Origin of the sequence: Massilia sp. KIM (assembly GCF_002007115.1) — a bacterium.
Taxonomy (GTDB): domain Bacteria; phylum Pseudomonadota; class Gammaproteobacteria; order Burkholderiales; family Burkholderiaceae_D; genus Telluria.
The window spans coordinates 2,319,251-2,336,310 of the sequence record NZ_MVAD01000001.1 but is presented as its reverse complement, the minus strand read 5'-3'; the positions used below and the strand labels follow the sequence as shown (position 1 = coordinate 2,336,310).

Sequence of the window (17,060 nt, the reverse complement as noted above, 5' to 3'; positions counted from 1 at the left end):
GGTTTGTGGTCGTTACTTCGTTACTTCATGAAGGGACCCCAGCTGGGCTCCCGAATGTTTCCCGCTTTGGTGGTTAAGCGTTGCTTGACCCGTCCATCCACCGAGACCACGGCCAGCGAGGTTCGCCCGCCGCCTTTGGTCGCATACATGATGTACTTGCCGTTAGGCGAAAAACTCGGTTCGGTGGCCCCATCGGCCAGGCGAAGTTCCTGGCCGCTTGCCAGGTCCATCGCGTATAAGGAGAAGCCGCCATCGCGTTGCGAGATCCAGGCCAGGGTTTTCCCGTCCGGCGACACGCGCGGGCTGATGTTGTAGTTGCCGTTGAAGGTCACACGGGTGGCGTTGCCGCCCGATGCGCCCATCTTGTAGACCTGCGGACCGCCGCTGCGGTCGCTGGTGAAGTAAATCGTCTGGCCGTCGGCCGAGTACTGGGGCTCGGTGTCGATGGCGTTGTTGGTGGTCAGGCGGCGCAGGCCGCTGCCGTCGGCATTGACGGTGTAGATCTCGGTATTGCCGTCCTTGGACAGGGCCACCGCCAGGGTCGAGCCGTCCGGCGACCAGGACGGCGCCGAGTTGTTGCCCTTCTGGTTGGAGACCTTGGTGCGGCGGCCGGTCATCAGGTCCTGCAGGTAGACCACCGGCTTGCGGTCTTCCAGCGAGACGTAGGCGACCTTCAGGCCGTCCGGCGACCAGGCCGGGGAAATGATCGGTTCGCGGCCGTGCACGGCCACCACCTCGTTCTCGCCGTCGGCGTCGGCCACGGCCAGGCTGTACTGGCGGCCGGCGCGGTCTTCCTTCACGTAGGCGATGCGGGTCGAGAAGATGCCTTTCACGCCGGTCAGCTTCTCGTAGACGTCGTCGGCGATGCGGTGGGCCTGCAGGCGGGTGTACTTGGGCTGGACTTCGCCGCCCATCTGCGAGATGGCGCCGCCCTTGACGGTGTCGAACAGCTTGTAGCGGATCGCGAAGCGGCCGTCCGGCTGGCGCGCCACGCTGCCGACCACCAGGGCGTCGGCGCCGCTGGCCTTGAAGGCGGCCAGGTCGATGCTGGCGTTCTCGCCGATGGTCTGGCGGGCGTCGATGACCTTGAACACGCCGCTGCGCTCGAGGTCGGCGCGGATGATGGCGGACACCTGGTCGGGGGCCACGCCCTCGTCGGCGAAGGCGGCGACGGCGACCGGGATCTGGTTGCTGCCCACGCCGGCGATCTCGACGCGCAGCTGGGCCTGGGCGGTGCCCATCAGCAGGGAAGCACTAAAGAGCAGAATGTGGAGTTTTTTCATAGTTCACTGTTGAAAATGGGAGCGCGGCTCAGTCGAGGTCTTTCATGGAGAAATTGACTTCGAGGTTACGCTCTACCGTACCATCTTTCTTCTTCGGGAGTGGGGACGCTTTGCGGATGCCGTTCTCGACCGCGCGGTCGAATTCCGGCACGCCGCTGCTCTTGGCCAGGCGTACCGACATGATTTCGCCGGTCGGCAATTGGTCCACCTTGAACACGGCCTTCGGGTTGCCCGGCACGTCCAGGTTGCCGGCGTAGGTCGTGTTGCTCTTGATCTTGGCCGTGATGGCGGCGACGTAGCCGCTGTCGGCCTTCGGCGCGCTCGACTTCTCGGCATTGCCGCCGGCGCCCATGGCGCCTGCGATGCGCTTGAGTTCCTCCTGGCGGAATTTCTCCAGCTTGGCGGCTTCGGCTTTCGCGGCGGCGGCCTTTTTCTTCTTCTCTTCGGCCAGCTTCTGTTCTTGTTCCTTCTTCTTGGCCTCGGCTTCCTTCTTGGCGGCCAGTTCCTTTTCCTTGCGCTCGGCCTCTTCCTTCTTCTTCTGCTCGGCCAGTTCCTTCTTGCGCGCTTCTTCCTGCTCGCGCTTCTTCTGTTCGGCGAGCTCGCGCTTCTCCTGTTCCTGCTGCTTCTTCAGCTCTTCCTTGCGCTGCTTCTCGCGCTCGAGGGCAATGTCCGGCGGCGTCGGCGCAGGCTGCTCCACCGGCGGCGGTTCGACGGCGCGCGGGGTCGGCAGGGGTTCGGGCTGGGGAGGCGGCTCGGGAGCGGGTTCGGGCGGCAGTTCCTGCGCGGCGGCGGTCTCGACCTTGACGTCCCAGACCTCGGCCTCGACCGCGACCGGCGTATTGCTCTGCCAGCTGATGCCGAAGTACAGGAAAGCCAGCAAGACCGCGTGCACGCCCACTGCCAACAGGAAGGATGGCAGGCGTTTCGGTTCGGGCGGCACGTAGTACGGCGCGCCGGCGGCTGCAGGCTTCATGCTCGAGGTCACTTGGTAGCGAGTCCCACGCGGGTGATGCCCATCTTCTTGGCTTCGGAAATCAGCTGGATCACGTCATCGTATTTGCTGTCGCGGTCGCCTGCAATCAAGACCGGGTAATCGGGATTTTCCTCGTGCAGGGCGCGCAGGCGCTGGAGCAGGGCGGCGCGGTCGGCGACGTCCTCGTTGGCGACCTTCTGCTTGCCGCCCACGCCGATCGACAGCTTGCCTTCCGGCTGCACCTGGATCTGGATATAGGTATCCGGCGGCAGCGCCGACTTCTCGGCGCGCGGCAGATTGACCACGCTCGGCGCCTCGTTGGCCGGCACCGCCATGAAGATGATGAGCAGCACCAGCATCACGTCGATGTAGGGTACGACGTTGATCTCGGCCTTGAACTTGCGGCGCCGGTTGCCGCGCATGCTGCTGGAGAAAGCCATCCCGGGTCCCCTCGATCAGCGCGCCTGGCGCTGCAGGATGTTCGAGAATTCCTCGACGAAGCTCTCGAAGCGGTTCGCGAGGCGGTCGATGTCGTGCGTGAAGCGGTTGTAGGCGACCACGGCCGGGATCGCGGCGAACAGGCCGATCGCGGTGGCGATCAGGGCCTCGGCGATGCCGGGGGCGACCACGGCCAGGGTGGCCTGTTGCACGTTGGCCAGTCCACGGAAGGCGTTCATGATGCCCCACACGGTGCCGAGCAGGCCGATGTAGGGGGAGACCGAGCCGACCGAGGCCAGGAAGTTCAGGTGGGTGTCGAGCATGTCCAGTTCGCGCTGGAAGGAGGCGCGCATGGCGCGGCGGGCGCCGTCCAGCACCGCGCCCATGTCGAGGGCGTCGCGCGAGGCCTGCTTGCCCTTGATGAATTCGCCCATGCCGGCCTCGAAGATGCGGGCCAGGGGGCCGCTCTGGTCGCGCTGGCTGCTGGCGCTCTGGTGCAGGGTGTGCAGGTTGCCGCCGGCCCAGAAGCTGCGCTCGAACTGCTCGGTCTGCGCGCGCGCGGCGCGGATCGTGAACAGTTTGCGGAAGATATAGGTCCAGCTCACCACGGACAAGGCCAGCAGTAAGGCCATGATCAGTTGCACGAGGAAGTGGGCGTTGCTGATCAGGGCGATAAACGAAAGGTCTTGGGTCGCGGTCATGGGTGAATGTTGTTTATGTGTTCAGGCGGCGCACTATGCGGCACGCATTTTATCAGCGACATGTTCCGGCAGGGAACGGGGACGCATGCTGGCGAGGTCGACGCAGCCGACCTTGACGATGGCGCTGGTCAGCAGCGTGTCGCCGCGCCAGGCCTGTTGGGCGAACTGGACCGATGCGCGGCCGAGTTTCTCCACCGTGGTGCGGATGTTCAGTTCGTCGTCCAGGCGCGCCGGGGCGTGGTAGTCGAGCTGCGCGCTCTTGACCACGAATCCGGCGCCTTCGGCGTCGAGCAATGCTTGCTGGGCAATGCCGGCAGCGCGCAGCCATTCGGTGCGCGCGCGTTCGAAGAACTTCAGGTAATTGGCATAAAACACGATGCCACCGGCGTCGGTGTCTTCGTAATAGACCCGGACTGGCCAGTCAAAAGCTGAAGGCATTTCCCCTGCCATTAAATGTAAATAGGAAACATTTTACGCGATTTCTGCCTGAATTATGTACGCTAACATACATAAAAAGACAAAAACGCCCCTGCCTCTGCCATCAGGCATGCATGGGTGGGCAGTAGTAGACGTGAAACAGTGCCTGAAGACCAATGACTGTAACACTTTCTCACAAATTGAGAGCGCGCGTTACATGGGCGGGTGGAGGAGCGTAGACGTACACGGGAGCAGTTAGCGTAATGGTGTTGACTTAGCAGAAAAGCTGTCGCCCCGGCTTAGCAGAAAAACCGTCGCCCCGGCGAAGGCCGGGGCCCAAGCTTGTATGCACGGCTGCTCCCGCAAACTTGGGTCCCGGCCTTCGCCGGGACGACGTTCTGGAGCTAACGGCTTCAGATTTAGCCTTGGCTACGCTTGATGGCGAAGGGGGAGAAGCCCTGGCAGGTCGGCATCAGCTCGATGAGGTTGACGTTGACGTGGGGCGGCAGGGTGGCGATCCAGTAGGCGGTGTCGGCGATGTCCTTGGCCGTCAGCGGGACCGTGCCCTCGTACACCTTGGCCGCGGCCGCGTCGTCGCCCTTGAAACGCACGTTCGAGAACTCGGTGCCGCCGCACAGGCCGGGCGCCAGGTTGGTGGCGCGCACCCCGGTGCCGACCAGGTCGGCGCGCAGGTTCAGCGTGAACTGCTCCACGAAGGCCTTGGTCGCCCCGTACACGTTCCCGCCCGGATAAGGGTAGTGGCCGGCCACCGAACCGAGATTGATCACCAGGCCGCTGCCGCGCGCCACCATGTCCGGCAGCACGGCGCGGGTCATCGTCACCAGCCCCTGGCAATTGGTGGCGATCATGGTTTCCCAGTCTTCCAGCGGCACTTCGTGGGCCGGGGCGGTGTTCAGGGCCAAGCCGGCATTGTTGATCAGGACGTCGATCGGCTTCCAGTCTGCCGGCAGCGCGGCCAGGGCGGCGTCGATGGAGGCTCGGCTGGTCACGTCCAGGGTCAGCGGCAGGGCGGCGTCGCCCAGTTCGGCCGCCAGCTCGGCGATGCGCTCGGCGCGGCGCGCCGCGAGCACGACGCGGTGGCCATTGCGGGCGAAGACGCGCGCCATCTCTGCGCCGAAGCCGGCCGAGGCGCCAGTGATAAATACGATCATGGTGAAGGTCCCTTGCGGCGTATAAGACTGGAAATTGTAGCCGAAACGACATCGCGCTGCCGGGCGCCGCCGAGGTGGCGCCCGGGGCGGCCTGCCTGCGGCCGTGTCAGCCGTTTCCTTGCCCTAAGAGGGCGAGATCACATACAATCCATAGTCCCTACGTCTCACGTAACTGGCGAAACACCGTGCGCCCCGGCCCCTGGCCCTGGCCCGGCAAGGTGGAGTCCCACCGGGGAACCTGAGACGTCACTCGCCGTTCGCCTGGGCAGCCATTCAACTGGTTCGCGCTTGACTCTGTCGCGCGGCAGCCCGTTTGCATCCGGCTCCCGCCCGCGCTTCAAGGCTTGCCCGTTGCCTGGTTTACTATCGATTGGAGTTTTACATGTTTGCAAAAAACCATACGCTCGCCAACATCGACCCGGAACTGTGGGATGCCATCCAGAAGGAAAACGTTCGCCAGCAAGACCACATCGAACTGATCGCTTCCGAGAACTACACCTCGCCGGCGGTGATGCAGGCCCAGGGCTCGCAACTGACCAATAAATATGCCGAAGGCTATCCGGGCAAGCGCTACTACGGCGGCTGCGAATACGTCGACGTCGCCGAGCAGCTGGCGATCGACCGCCTGAAGGAACTGTTTGGCGCCGAAGCCGCCAACGTCCAGCCGAACTCGGGCTCGCAGGCCAACCAGGGCGTGTTCTTCGCCATGCTCAAGCCGGGCGACACCATCATGGGCATGTCGCTGGCGGAAGGCGGCCACCTGACCCACGGCATGGCCCTGAACATGTCGGGCAAGTGGTTCAACGTCATTTCCTACGGCCTGACCGCGCAGGAAGACATCGACTACGAGCAGATGGAACGCCTGGCGCGCGAGCACAAGCCGAAGATGATCATCGCCGGCGCCTCCGCTTTCTCGCTGCGCATCGACTTCGAGCGTTTCGCCAAGGTTGCCAAGGAAGTGGGCGCCTATTTCATGGTCGACATGGCCCACTACGCCGGCCTGATCGCCGCCGGCGAATACCCGAACCCGGTGCCTTACGCCGACTTCGTCACCTCGACCACCCATAAATCGCTGCGCGGCCCGCGCGGCGGCATCATCCTGATGAAGGCCGAGTACGAGAAAGCCATCAACTCGGCGATCTTCCCGGGTATCCAGGGCGGTCCGCTGATGCACGTGATCGCGGCCAAGGCCGTGGCCTTCAAGGAAGCGCTGTCGCCGGAATTCAAGGCCTACCAGAAGCAGGTGGTCAAGAACGCCAAGGCGCTGGCCGAGACCCTGACCGAGCGCGGCCTGCGCATCGTGTCGGGCCGCACCGAATCGCACGTGATGCTGGTCGACCTGCGTTCCAAGGGCCTGACCGGCAAGGAAGCGGAAGCCATCCTGGGCCAGGCGCACATGACCTGCAACAAGAACGGCATTCCGAACGACCCGCAGAAGCCCTTCGTCACCTCCGGCATCCGCCTCGGCAGCCCGGCCTTCACCACCCGTGGTTTCAAGGAAGAAGACGCGGTCAAGGTGGGCCACCTGATCGCCGACGTGCTGGACAACCCGCACGACGCCGCCACCATCGAGCGCGTCAAGGGTGAGGTCAAGAAGCTGACCGACAAGTACCCGGTCTACGAGGCTTGAGGTCCCGGGGCCGGTCCTGCCGGCCCCTTTTTTTGCATACCCCGGCGCCATGAAATGTCCCTTCTGCCAGCATGAAGACACCCAGGTCCTCGATACCCGCGTTTCGGAGGAGGGGGATTCCATCCGGCGCCGGCGCCGTTGCACCAAGTGCGACAAACGCTTCACCACCTATGAGCGGATCGAGCTGTCGATGCCGATCATCGTCAAGAAGAACGGCAGCCGTACCGAATTCGAGTCGAGCAAGCTGCGCGGCAGCCTGATGCTGGCCCTGCGCAAGCGCCCGGTCGCGGCCGAGGCCATCGACGGCGCGGTCGCATCGATCGAGGAAAAGCTCCTGACCAGCGGCCGGCGCGAAGTCGACACCGGCTATGTGGGCGAACTGGTGATGCAGGAGCTCAAACGCCTGGACAAGATCGCCTACATCCGCTTCGCCTCGGTGTACAAGAATTTCGAAGACCTGGACGAGTTCCAGCAGGCCTTGGCCGAAGTCGGCCATCCACGCAAGCAGTAATCCCTCACTTCGTCCGCGCATGCTCCGACCCTGACCAGGGGCGGGGCGCCTGCGTTCGGCCTTGCGATGCAGGCTGCGAGCGCCTCAACAAAAAGTTCCCTTCAGCCCGGCGCTTGCGCTTGGCTCACCTCATCGCAGCGTCCGCCACGCCGCCTACACTCGCAGCTCACAGGATCAGTCCGTTCCGGGGAGGTGGGAGTGCAGGCATATCGCGGCGATACGTCCAGCCCAGGCTTCACGCTGGTGGAAGTGCTGGTGGCGCTGTTCGTCCTTGCGGTCGGCGTGGTCGGCGCCGGCGCCGCCCAACTGGCGGCGGCGCGCACGCGTCAGCAGTCAGCCTTGGCTGCGGAAGCCGCTCAGCTCGGCGCCGCGCTGGCCGCGCGCATGCAGGCCAACCCGGCGTTCGCGAGTGTGCCCGACGCCGCCAATCCCTATCTCGCCCTCGACTACGAGGCCAGCGATGGCCCGCCCGGTGTGCCGCCCGCATCCTGTTACGGCGCGTCCGACTGCGCTCCCGCCGCGCTGGCGCAGTTCGACCTGCATGCGGTGCGGCAGCGCGTGCACGACGCCTTCCCTGGCGGGCGCGTCCTCGTCTGCCGTGACGACGCGCCCTGGGACGAGGCGGCGCGCCGCTACCGCTGGAGCTGCAGCGGCAGCGCGGACGCCCCCATCCTGATCAAGTTCGGCTGGAGCGGCACGGGTGACGCGCCCGCTCATGTGGGCATGCTGGCGCCATGAAGGGCTGTGTTCGACACCAGCGCGGGTTGACGATGGCCGAACTCCTGGTCGCGATGACGCTCGGCCTGGCGGTGCTGCTGGGGGCGGGCAGTCTCCTGATCGGCAGCAGCCGGGTCTACGCGGCCCAGACCGAAGCCGAGGCCATGGACGAGGCCGGCCGCTACGCATTGGAGGCCGTTGCCCGCGCGGTGCGTCAAGCGGCTCACGTGGACTGGAGCGCGGCCTCGCCGCCGGCCCCGGAGGCGCCGGCCAGGATCGCTGGGCTGGACGCGAGAACGGTGTCCCGCAACGGCGCCGGCATCGGAACCGGCCTGCTGGAGGCGGTCAACGGCAGCGACGTGCTGGCGCTGCGCTTTCCCGGCAGTGGCGCGCCGCCCGACGGCGACGGCGGCACGGTCGACTGCGCCGGCTTTCCGGTGCACGCCGACGAGGAAGGCTGGAGCATTTTCCACGTGGCGCGCAACGCCCAGGGCGAGTCTGAGCTGCGTTGCAAATACCGTGGCAAGAGCAACTGGTCAGCCGACGCGGTGGCCGGTCGGGTCGACGGCTTCCAGGTGCTGTACGGACTGGACAGCGACGGCGACGGCGCACCCAACCGCTACGTCCCGGCGTCGACGCTCGCCGCCCTCGACGCGGGCCTGGCACTGAACGGCGCGAGCGAAGCCGAGCGCGAGAAGGACCTGCACCGGCGCACGCATTGGAAGAAGGTGGCGAGCGTGCAGGTGGCGCTGCTGCTGCACGGGCCGCTGCTCGATCGCGAGGCGGGTGCGCACGCGGTGTACAGCCTGTTCGGCCCGGACCATGCCGAAGCGCACGCCGGCGACGACCCCGGGACCCGGCTCACCGAAGCCGAACTGGCGCGACCAGGAGTGGGGCGGACGACGGCCGCGCGGATGCGCAAGGTCTACACCACCACGATCGCCTTGCCGGCGGCGGCGCCCTGAGGCTTGCATGGATGCGACGAGGAAGTTCACGCCGGATTGCCGCCGCGAGCAGGGGGCGGCCTTGCTTACGGCAATGGTGCTGATGCTCGCGGTGCTGATGACCGGCCTGGCTGGCGCTCGCAGCGCCCTGTACGGCGCGCGCGCCTGCGCGCACGAACTCGACCGGCTGCTGGCCCTGCGGATGGCGGAGGCGGCGCTGGCGGACGCCGAGCGTGACATCGAAGGCGGGACCGACCCCGGTTCCGCGCGCGCCGCTGCCTTCGCCACGGGCTTGACGACCGCCTTCGCGGCCGCCTGCGAGGGCGGCGCACCCTACGACGGCCTGTGCGCCCCTGAGAGCGAACCGGCGCGGCAGGTCGAGCGGATTGCGGCCGAGGACGGCCCAGCGGTCTACTTCGGCAGCTTCACTGGCCGCTACATGCCGCAAGGCGAGGGCGGACTGCCGGTGCAGGCCCCGCGCTACCTGATCGAGCTAATGCCGGCGCGGGGCGCCGGACACCTGTACCGCATCACGGCCCTGGGCACCGGCGCGTCGCCGACGACACAGGCGGCGGTCCAGGCTTATTACCGCAAGCCGGCGACGGCGGGCACGCCGGGCAGGCGGATCGGCTGGCGCGAGATCGGCAACCTGGCGGCGCTGCGCGAGGGGGCAGGATAACGAGTTCAGGGAGGGGAGGATGAGGAAAGGGATCGGTGGATTCAGCCTGGTCGAACTGATGGTGGTGATGGCGATCGTTGCGCTCCTGAGTGCCGTGGCCTATCCGGTGTACTCCGACCATGTGCGCAAGGCGCGCCGGGTCGAGGCCCAGCTGGCCCTGGTGGACACGATGCAGAAGCAGGAGCAGTACAGGGCGCAGCACCATACCTACGTGGCGTTCTCGGCGGACGCGGAGGATCCGAATGCGGGTCAGTTCCGCTGGTGGGTCGGGCGCGAGGCCGCATCCAGCGCCTATGAGATCGACGGCTATGCCTGCGCGGGGCAGACCATTGTCCAATGCGTCGAGCTGCGCGCGCGGCCGGGGACCGAGAGGGTCAAGGCCGGGCATGAGGACCCGGAATGTGGGGCGCTGACTTATGACAGCGTGGGGCGGCAGACATCAAGCGGGACCTCGGACAAATGCTGGCCTTGAAGCGGCGACCATCGCGGTACGGCGAGTGCGCGCACACAGCCCGTCGTTTCCGCAAAGGCGGGAACCCAAGTGTACGTTTTGTGGCGCCCGCGCGGATCGTGGCCACGCGCACAAACTTGGGTCCCCACCTTCGCGGGGACGACGGGCTGAGGTGCGGGGAATACGGTTCGAGGTACGAGCAGCGCGCACAGCCGGCCCGTCGTTCCCGCGCAGGCGGGAACCCAAGTTCACGTTTCCTGTCGCCAGCGCGGACCGTGGTCACGCGCGCAAACTTGGGTCCCCGCCTTCGCGGGGACGACGGTTTAAGGTGCGGGGACGAGGGTTTGAGGTGCAGGGATGACGGTTCAAGTTGCGGGAAGTGTTCGCATCTTCTACGTCGTTCCCGCGAAGGCGGGAACCCAAGTTTACTTTTTGTGCCGCCAGCGCGGGCCGTGACCACGCGCGCAAACTTGGGTCCCCGCCTTCGCGGGGACGACGGTTTGAGGTGCGGGGATGACGGTTTGAGATACGGCGAAGACGTTTCGAGGTTCGGGGATGACGGTTTGAGATACGGCGAAGACGTTTCGAGTTGTGGGGACGCCGGTTCTAGGTACGAGGGGGGCGCACAGCCGTCCCGTCGTTCCCGCGAAGGCGGGAACCCAAGTTCACGTTTCGTGCCACCGGCGCGGACCGTGGTCACGCGCGCAAACTTGGGTCCCCGCCTTCGCGGGGACGACGGTTTGCGGTGCGGGGACGACGGTTTGGGGCGCGGGGAGGGCGGTTTGAGGTGCGGGGACGAGGGTTTGAGGTGCGGGGACGCCGGTTTGAGATGCGAGAGGCACGTTAAGCTGGCTCGTCGTTCCCGCGAAGGCGGGAACCCAAGTTCGCGTCCCCTGCCGCCAGCGCGGACCGTGGCCATGCGCGCAAACTTGGGTCCCCGCCTGCGCAGGGACGACGGTTTGCGACGCGGTTTTTCGCTCGCCGAACTCTGCGTCGTCCTGGCCGTCGCCGCCATTGCCGCCGCCGTCGCCGCTCCAAATTTCCACGAGCTCATCCGCAGCCAGCAGTTGCACGCCGCCGCAGGCGACTTCTTCGGCGCCGTAGCCCTGACCCGCGCCCAGGCCATCGCCCGCAACGAAGCCGTCAAACTGGTCCCGAACGACGAGGCCGGCCAGGACTGGACAGCCGGCTGGACCGTCTTCGTCGACCGCGACGGCGACCGCACACCCGGCGAAGGCGACGACATCCTGGCCAGCCATCCGCCGCTGCCACCCGGCCTGCGCATCGACTTTTCCTTCCCCTCCAAGACGCCTGCGCACTACATCGCCTACAATGGCGCCGGGCGCAGCTGCAGCGACACCAATCCCGCAGCTTCGCGGCCGGGCACCCTCTCGCTGTTTCACGGCGACCATGTCCGGCGTATTAAAATCAACATGCTGGGGCGTGCCCGCTTGTGCAATCCGGCGCGCGAACGCGGCTGTGAAGGCGCCGAAGCGCCGCCCTGAAGGAAAGGTCAACGTGACGAAGGACAGCGTAGCAATCCGCAGCGATGCCGAAGGCATGGCGCTCGCCCTGGAATGGGCCGCGAAGGGCATCTACATCACGGCGCCGAACCCGCGCATCGGCTGCGTGATCGTGCGCGACGGCGTCGTGATTGGCGCCGGCCATACCCAGCGCGCAGGTGGCCCGCACGCCGAAATCGAGGCCATGCGCGATGCGCGCGAACGCGGCCACGATGTGCGCGGCGCAACCGCCTACGTCACCCTGGAACCGTGCAGCCACCACGGCCGTACCCCGCCATGCTCGAACGCCCTGATCGAAGCCGGCCTGGGCCGGGTTGTGGCGGCCATGGTCGATCCCAATCCCCTGGTCGCCGGGCGCGGCCTGGCCCAGCTCGAAGCCGCCGGCATCGCCGTCAGCTCCGGCGTCCTGGCCGAGGAAGCGAGCGAACTGAACATCGGCTTTTTCTCGCGCATGCGCCGCGGCCTGCCCTGGGTGCGCCTGAAGGTGGCCGCCAGCCTGGACGGCGTCACCGCGCTCGACAACGGCGAGAGCCAGTGGATCACCGGTCCCGAGGCGCGTGCCGACGGCCACGTTTGGCGCGCCCGCGCCCAGGCCATCGTTACCGGCATCGGCACCATCAAGGCCGACGACCCGCAACTGACCGTGCGCGGCGTCGACACGCCGCTGCCGCCGCGCCGGGTCGTCATCGACAGCCGCCTCGAGATTCCGCTCGCCGCCCGTATCCTGCAGGGCGAACCCTGCTGGATCGTGGCGGCCGTCCCGAACCCCGAGAAAGAGGCCGCGCTGGCCGCCGCCGGCCACGAAGTCATCCACCTGCCGAACCCGGGCGGGAAAGTCGATTTGCCGGCCCTGATGCGCGAGTTGGGCCGGCGCGAAATCAACGAAGTCCATGTCGAGGCCGGATCCAAGCTGAACGCCTCGATGGTGCGCGAAGGCTGCGTGGACGAACTGCTGGTCTACCTGGCCCCGAGCCTGATCGGGAAAGGGCAGGGCATGTTCGAGCTGCCAGCGCTGGCGCGCCTGGCCGACAAGCGCGAGCTGCGCTTCCATGGCGTGGCCCAGGTCGGAAGCGACCTGCGCATCCTGGCCAGATTCACGAATACCGAGAACCAACATTAAGGAAGAGACGTATGTTTACTGGAATCGTCGCCGCTGTCGGCAACATCACTTCCGTCACGCCGCTGGCGGGCGGCCTGGACGCGGGCGTGCGCCTGGCGGTCGACGCCGGCCCGCTGCCGCTGGCCGACGTGGCCCTGGGCGACTCGATCGCCATCAATGGCGCCTGCATGACCGTGGTCGAGAAGACGGACAAGACCTTCACCGTGGACGTGTCGCGCGAAAGCCTGAACAAGACCGTGGGCCTGGACGCGCCGGGTGAGGTGAACCTGGAGAAAGCCCTGACGCTGGCCGAGCGCCTGGGCGGCCATCTGGTCTCTGGCCACGTCGATGGCCTGGGCACCGTGCACAGCTTCGAGCCGGTGGGCGAGTCGCGCGAACTCGTCATCGATGCGCCCCGTGAGCTGGGCAAGTTCCTGGCCTATAAAGGTTCGGTCGTGGTCAACGGCGTGTCGCTGACCGTGAACCGGGTCGAGGATCTGGATGCGGGCGCGGGCAAGGTCTGCCGTTTCTCGATCAACCTTATTCCGCACACCATCGAAGTCACCACGCTCAAGCATCTGCGCGCTGGCTCCAAGGTGAACCTGGAAATCGACCTGATCGCGCGCTACGTGGAGCGCATGCTCTCGGCCCGAAATTAATCGGCACCAAGCGGCGGGAGCCCGTTCGATGTCGACAAGCCATGACGACCTTGGAAGCCGTGGGGAGGCCGCTGTCGATGCTTGCCTGCGTCGGCCTCTGGGGAAGGGGGCAACGATTCAATTCCGTCCACGGTTTCTTGGAGAGAAGGCGGAGTTAATGGATTTTCTGGTGTTGCTGATCAGGGATGGAAAGGCGTTTGGTCCGCACTTCTTCTTGCAGGTAAAAAGTACATCCACTAAGGCCGACGTCGGTGACCTTTCCATCGCCGCCCGCTTCAGTGCGGATGAAGTGCAACGCATCGCTCAGTGGAAAGCTCCTGCCTACCTGGCGGCAGTCGACGGTTCGAACGCGCGGCGCGAGCAGGTGTATATTCGGGGTATCGATTCTGATCGCCTGACTGGGATCGCAACAGTACCGCGGTCGCAGAATCTCAACGACAAGGCGGTCCGGAAAGCACTGTATGACGAGGTCGTCCAGTATTTTGCGAGTCGGACGCATTCATTTACCTCGACCTTGAGTTAGGAAGCGGAGTGGCACAGCAAAGGGAGGGCAGTGCGGTGGCTGACGAAGAGAACGACCATGACCAGTTTGCGGCGTCTCTGCTTGCGCTGACATTGATCCGCAACGGCTACCTGACTCAAAAAGAGGTCCGGGTGGGGCGCGGTCGCACTGCTGATCTGCTCGTGAGTAAGGAGATGCAAGACGGTAGCGTCGATCGCTTCGCCGTTGAACTCAAATGGGTGAGTTCGCCGACTCAGGTCCAGCAGATCGGCGAAGACCTCCTTGCGCAGCGCAAGGCCTTGTCAGCCCTGTTGGGCATTCCGGTCTACGGCGCTTTTGTCATTGGTGACGGAAGCGAAGTACAGGTAGACGCTGAACTCGAGTCGAGGATGCTGTACTCACCCGAGGATATGCGCGTCTTGACTCTCCAGCCGACCTGAGCTGCCAGGCTTGTTCCACCTTGATCGCCCGAAAAGAAGGACGCCCCGTCCTCAGTTGCCTTCGCCAGTAGTCGCCACCCGCGCCGCCGCCGGCTTCTCCGGGTTGAGCACCACCTGTACGTAGTTGCCGGTATCGAGATAGCGCCGCGCCGCCGCCTGCAAGTCCTGGGCGTTCAGGGCCTGCACCTGCTTTTCCACGTCCAGGATCGAGGCCGGGTCCAGCCCCTCGGTGAGCGAAGATTGCAGGTGCGCCACCCAGTAGCCGTTCTCGCGCAGCGAGCGGCGGTGGTTCTGGATCCAGTTGGTCTTGACCTTGTCCAGGTCGCTCGCTTCCGGCCCCTGCTCCTGCAGGCGGCGGATCTCTGCAAAGGTCGCCTCGATCACCTTGTCCACGTGTTCCGGCCCGGTCGGCAGGCTGATGCCGATCGAGTAATTCCCGTAGGGGATCTTGCTCAGCGCGCCGCTGGCGCCGCCACCGTAGATCATCGCCATCTTCTCGCGCAGCACCTCGATCAGGCGCAGGTTCAGCACTTCGACCAAGGCCGACAGGCGCAACTGCTCGGCCTCCGAGAAGGGCGCCTGGCCGGTGAAGTTGAGCGAGATCGTGCTCTTGGGCTCGGTGCCGCTGCGCACCTCGCGCTTGACCACGCCCGTCACCGGGCGCAGCCCGACGTCGCGGAAGGCGACCGGGATGTCCGGCGTCGGCAGGCTGCCCAGGTAGGTCGCCAGCAAGGGCTTGATCGCCTCCGGGTCGAAGCTGCCGACCACGATGAAGCTCAGGTCCTTGGCGCTGGAGAAGCGCTGGCGGAAGATGTCGATGCTGCGGTCGAGGTCGATCTTGCCGTACTCGTCGGCCTGCAGGCTGCGGGGCGCCCGCGGATGGCCGTTGTAGAGCGCCGAGACCACCGCGTCGCCGAAGCGCTTGCCAGGCTGGCCGTCCTGGTTGCGCGCCAGCTCGGCCTGCTTGCCGACGTAGGTGCGGAACAGGTCCTCGTCGCGCCGCACGCCGGCGAACTTCAGCCACAGCAGTTGCAGCATGGTCTCGACGTCGGAGGCGCCCGAGGCGCCGGCCACCACGTCGGTATAGCTGCCCAGGCCGACCGTGACGCCAGCCGCCTTGCCGGCCAGGATCTTGCGCATGTCCAGAGGGCTGAAGTCCTTCACGCCCATGCTGGCGACGATGGCGTTGGCGAAGCGGGCGTTCAAGATGTCCTGGTCGCCGAACAGGCTCTGGCCGCCGAAGCGCGCCGCGCTCAGCATCACCTGGTCGTTGCGGAAGTCGGTGGGCTTGAGGATCACCTTGACGCCGTTGGAGAGGCTCAGGTGGGTCAGGCCCAGGGCCTTGTCGTGACGCTCGGCCACGATGCTGCCGGGCTTGGGCGGCTTGTCCATCAGGCGCGCGGCCACCGCCTTGTCGTCGTGCGGCAGCACCGGCTGGCGCTCGGCCTCGGCCAGCGCCGCCAGCAACTGTTCGCCGCTCGGGGCGCCCGGCTTGTCGACGCCGGTGTAGAGCACCAGCTTGCCCGAGTCGGCGGGAATGGTGCGGCGCGCATAGTCGTTCAGCTCGTCGAGCGTGATGCCGGGCACCAGCTCCTGCACGTAGCGGTATTCGAGATCGATGCCGGGGATCGCCTCGTGCTGCAGGAAGTTGCGGATGTATTCGGCCGCATAGGTGGCGGAATCGCTCTTGGCGCGCTCGTTCCAGGCCTGCTCGTAGGTGCGCATCAGGTTCTTCTTGGCGCGCTCCAGTTCGTGCAGGCCGAAGCCGTGCTGGCGCGCGCGCTCGTTTTCCTGCACCAGGGCGGCGATCGCCGGAGCCGCGCCGCGCGGGCCCAGGGCGGCCGAGGCGTTGTAGGAGTGGTAGCGCGGGGTCAGCTTGCCGAGGGCGCTGCTGGCCCCCAGGTAGGGCGCCTCGGGCTGCTGGGCCAGCTCGGACAGGCGCTGGTTGAGCATGGCGCCGAACAGGGCCTGCACCAGGTCGTCGCGGTAGGCGCGGATGGTGCCGGCCTCGCTCACCGGGCGCAGCGGGTAGCGGATCAGGACCGAATTGCCGCTCGCTTCGTGGTCGAGCACCACCAGGGCCTCGGTGTCCTGGCGCGCCGGAATGGCGGCGTACTCGCGCGGACGCGGCTTGGCCGGGTTCTTGAGGCGCGCAAAATGGGTCTTGATGAACTTCTCGGCGCGATCGGGCTCGATGTCGCCGACCACCACCACCGCCATCAGGTCGGGACGGTACCAGTCGCGGTAGAAGCGGCGCAGGGCCTCGGGCTTGAAGTCGCGCAGCACTTCCTCGCGCCCGATCGGCAGGCGCTCGGCATAGCGCGAGCCGTTGAAGATCTTGGGATAGATCTGCTTGCCCATGCGGTCCGAGGCGCCTTTGCCAAGACGCAGTTCCTCGAGCACGATGGCGCGCTCTTTTTCGATGGCCGCGTCCTCGAAGCGCACCCCGTGGGCCCAGTCCTCGAGCACCTGGAAGGCCTTGGCCACGTTGCGCGGCTGGTCGGTGGGAATCGGCAGGATGTAGACGGTTTCGTCGAAGGAGGTGTAGGCGTTGAGGTCGGCGCCGAAGCCGACCCCGATCGACTGCAGGTAGGACACCAGCTCGTGCTTGCGGAAATGGGTGCTGCCGTTGAAGGCCATGTGCTCGACGAAGTGGGCCAGGCCGCGCTGGTCCTCGTCTTCGAGGATGGAGCCGGCCTTGACCACGAGGCGCAGCTCGAGCTTGCGTTCGGGGCGGGCGTTGCGCTGGATGTAATAGGTGAGGCCGTTGGCCAGCTTGCCGACCTTGACCTGGGGACCGACCGGAATCGGCTCGTCCAGCCTGAGCGCGGCGTGGGCCAGCGAGTGCGCGAACAGTACCGCGGCCAGGCACAGGCCGCGCACGAAATTGTTGCTCATTGATTCATTCCGGTGATGTGATC

18 protein-coding genes and 1 riboswitch are annotated in these 17,060 nt (G+C 66.2%); of the genes, 11 read left to right on the top strand and 7 right to left on the bottom strand.

What is annotated here, in order from left to right:
- Positions 1-20: 20 nt before the first annotated feature.
- From tolB to B0920_RS10135, 6 genes are all read right to left on the bottom strand, one after another.
- Positions 21-1,283, bottom strand: a complete 1,263-nt coding sequence (tolB, locus tag B0920_RS10160) for a Tol-Pal system beta propeller repeat protein TolB (protein ID WP_078032381.1) — start codon at positions 1,281-1,283, stop codon at positions 21-23.
- A gap of 28 nt (positions 1,284-1,311) precedes the next feature.
- Entirely contained in the window at positions 1,312-2,256 is a 945-nt protein-coding gene (tolA, locus tag B0920_RS10155) for a cell envelope integrity protein TolA (RefSeq protein WP_078033371.1), read from the bottom strand.
- Positions 2,257-2,264: 8 nt separating this feature from the next.
- A complete protein-coding gene (locus B0920_RS10150; RefSeq protein WP_078032380.1) occupies positions 2,265-2,696 on the bottom strand; it encodes an ExbD/TolR family protein in 432 nt (143 codons plus the stop codon).
- Between the two features lie 15 nt (positions 2,697-2,711).
- Positions 2,712-3,395 (bottom strand): protein TolQ, encoded by a 684-nt coding sequence (gene tolQ / locus B0920_RS10145; RefSeq protein ID WP_078032379.1) that lies wholly within the window; start codon positions 3,393-3,395, stop codon positions 2,712-2,714.
- Between the two features lie 33 nt (positions 3,396-3,428).
- Positions 3,429-3,833: a tol-pal system-associated acyl-CoA thioesterase gene (ybgC, locus tag B0920_RS10140; RefSeq protein WP_078032378.1), complete on the bottom strand. Its 405-nt coding sequence runs from the start codon at positions 3,831-3,833 to the stop codon at positions 3,429-3,431.
- A 398-nt stretch (positions 3,834-4,231) separates the two neighbouring features.
- Positions 4,232-4,984, bottom strand: coding sequence for an SDR family NAD(P)-dependent oxidoreductase (locus B0920_RS10135; protein WP_078032377.1), 753 nt, complete (start codon positions 4,982-4,984; stop codon positions 4,232-4,234).
- 158 nt (positions 4,985-5,142) lie between these two features.
- Positions 5,143-5,258, top strand: a riboswitch (ZMP/ZTP riboswitch).
- A 108-nt stretch (positions 5,259-5,366) separates the two neighbouring features.
- Here B0920_RS10135 and glyA point away from each other — a divergent pair.
- From glyA to B0920_RS10080, 11 genes are all read left to right on the top strand, one after another.
- The gene (gene glyA / locus B0920_RS10130) at positions 5,367-6,614 is read left to right on the top strand and encodes a serine hydroxymethyltransferase (RefSeq protein WP_078032376.1); all 1,248 of its coding nucleotides are present in this window, start codon (positions 5,367-5,369) and stop codon (positions 6,612-6,614) included.
- Positions 6,615-6,663: 49 nt separating this feature from the next.
- A complete protein-coding gene (nrdR, locus tag B0920_RS10125; RefSeq protein ID WP_078032375.1) occupies positions 6,664-7,125 on the top strand; it encodes a transcriptional regulator NrdR in 462 nt (153 codons plus the stop codon).
- Between the two features lie 198 nt (positions 7,126-7,323).
- Positions 7,324-7,863 (top strand): type IV pilus modification protein PilV, encoded by a 540-nt coding sequence (gene pilV, locus B0920_RS10120; RefSeq protein WP_229455338.1) that lies wholly within the window; start codon positions 7,324-7,326, stop codon positions 7,861-7,863.
- Positions 7,860-8,807 carry a PilW family protein gene (locus tag B0920_RS10115; RefSeq protein WP_078032373.1) on the top strand — a complete coding sequence of 316 codons (948 nt, stop codon included), beginning with the start codon at positions 7,860-7,862 and terminating at the stop codon, positions 8,805-8,807. Before pilV ends, B0920_RS10115 begins: the two co-directional genes overlap by 4 nt.
- A 7-nt stretch (positions 8,808-8,814) precedes the next feature.
- Positions 8,815-9,465 carry a hypothetical protein gene (locus B0920_RS10110; RefSeq protein ID WP_078032372.1) on the top strand — a complete coding sequence of 217 codons (651 nt, stop codon included), beginning with the start codon at positions 8,815-8,817 and terminating at the stop codon, positions 9,463-9,465.
- Between the two features lie 19 nt (positions 9,466-9,484).
- Positions 9,485-9,937, top strand: a complete 453-nt coding sequence (locus tag B0920_RS10105) for a type IV pilin protein (protein WP_078032371.1) — start codon at positions 9,485-9,487, stop codon at positions 9,935-9,937.
- An 896-nt stretch (positions 9,938-10,833) separates the two neighbouring features.
- Positions 10,834-11,421, top strand: a complete 588-nt coding sequence (locus tag B0920_RS10100; protein ID WP_078032370.1) for a GspH/FimT family protein — start codon at positions 10,834-10,836, stop codon at positions 11,419-11,421.
- A gap of 55 nt (positions 11,422-11,476) precedes the next feature.
- Positions 11,477-12,559, top strand: a complete 1,083-nt coding sequence (gene ribD / locus B0920_RS10095) for a bifunctional diaminohydroxyphosphoribosylaminopyrimidine deaminase/5-amino-6-(5-phosphoribosylamino)uracil reductase RibD (RefSeq protein ID WP_078033370.1) — start codon at positions 11,477-11,479, stop codon at positions 12,557-12,559.
- Positions 12,560-12,570: 11 nt separating this feature from the next.
- On the top strand, positions 12,571-13,197 hold the full coding sequence (locus tag B0920_RS10090) for a riboflavin synthase (protein WP_078032369.1): 627 nt from the start codon (positions 12,571-12,573) through the stop codon (positions 13,195-13,197).
- Between the two features lie 157 nt (positions 13,198-13,354).
- Complete coding sequence (locus tag B0920_RS10085) at positions 13,355-13,720, top strand: DUF4365 domain-containing protein (protein ID WP_078032368.1); 366 nt, start codon at positions 13,355-13,357, stop codon at positions 13,718-13,720.
- 35 nt (positions 13,721-13,755) lie between these two features.
- Entirely contained in the window at positions 13,756-14,139 is a 384-nt protein-coding gene (locus B0920_RS10080; protein WP_143745691.1) for a hypothetical protein, read from the top strand.
- Positions 14,140-14,190: 51 nt separating this feature from the next.
- On the opposite strand, the gene B0920_RS10075 is transcribed toward B0920_RS10080, so the two are convergent.
- Complete coding sequence (locus B0920_RS10075; protein ID WP_078032366.1) at positions 14,191-17,037, bottom strand: pitrilysin family protein; 2,847 nt, start codon at positions 17,035-17,037, stop codon at positions 14,191-14,193.
- Between the last annotated feature and the right edge of the window lie 23 nt (positions 17,038-17,060).

Bases quoted from the DNA above. Each gene is read 5' to 3' on its own strand.
- B0920_RS10110 (WP_078032372.1), top strand. From the start codon at position 8,815: ATGGATGCGACGAGGAAGTTCACGCCGGATTGCCGCCGCGAGCAGGGG.
- tolA (WP_078033371.1), bottom strand. From the start codon at position 2,256: ATGAAGCCTGCAGCCGCCGGCGCGCCGTACTACGTGCCGCCCGAACCG.
- glyA (WP_078032376.1), top strand. From the start codon at position 5,367: ATGTTTGCAAAAAACCATACGCTCGCCAACATCGACCCGGAACTGTGG.
- B0920_RS10100 (WP_078032370.1), top strand. From the start codon at position 10,834: ATGCGCGCAAACTTGGGTCCCCGCCTGCGCAGGGACGACGGTTTGCGA.
- B0920_RS10115 (WP_078032373.1), top strand. From the start codon at position 7,860: ATGAAGGGCTGTGTTCGACACCAGCGCGGGTTGACGATGGCCGAACTC.
- nrdR (WP_078032375.1), top strand. From the start codon at position 6,664: ATGAAATGTCCCTTCTGCCAGCATGAAGACACCCAGGTCCTCGATACC.
- B0920_RS10090 (WP_078032369.1), top strand. From the start codon at position 12,571: ATGTTTACTGGAATCGTCGCCGCTGTCGGCAACATCACTTCCGTCACG.
- B0920_RS10105 (WP_078032371.1), top strand. From the start codon at position 9,485: ATGAGGAAAGGGATCGGTGGATTCAGCCTGGTCGAACTGATGGTGGTG.
- tolQ (WP_078032379.1), bottom strand. From the start codon at position 3,395: ATGACCGCGACCCAAGACCTTTCGTTTATCGCCCTGATCAGCAACGCC.
- ribD (WP_078033370.1), top strand. From the start codon at position 11,477: ATGGCGCTCGCCCTGGAATGGGCCGCGAAGGGCATCTACATCACGGCG.
- ybgC (WP_078032378.1), bottom strand. From the start codon at position 3,833: ATGCCTTCAGCTTTTGACTGGCCAGTCCGGGTCTATTACGAAGACACC.
- B0920_RS10150 (WP_078032380.1), bottom strand. From the start codon at position 2,696: ATGGCTTTCTCCAGCAGCATGCGCGGCAACCGGCGCCGCAAGTTCAAG.
- tolB (WP_078032381.1), bottom strand. From the start codon at position 1,283: ATGAAAAAACTCCACATTCTGCTCTTTAGTGCTTCCCTGCTGATGGGC.
- B0920_RS10075 (WP_078032366.1), bottom strand. From the start codon at position 17,037: ATGAGCAACAATTTCGTGCGCGGCCTGTGCCTGGCCGCGGTACTGTTC.
- B0920_RS10085 (WP_078032368.1), top strand. From the start codon at position 13,355: ATGGATTTTCTGGTGTTGCTGATCAGGGATGGAAAGGCGTTTGGTCCG.
- B0920_RS10135 (WP_078032377.1), bottom strand. From the start codon at position 4,984: ATGATCGTATTTATCACTGGCGCCTCGGCCGGCTTCGGCGCAGAGATG.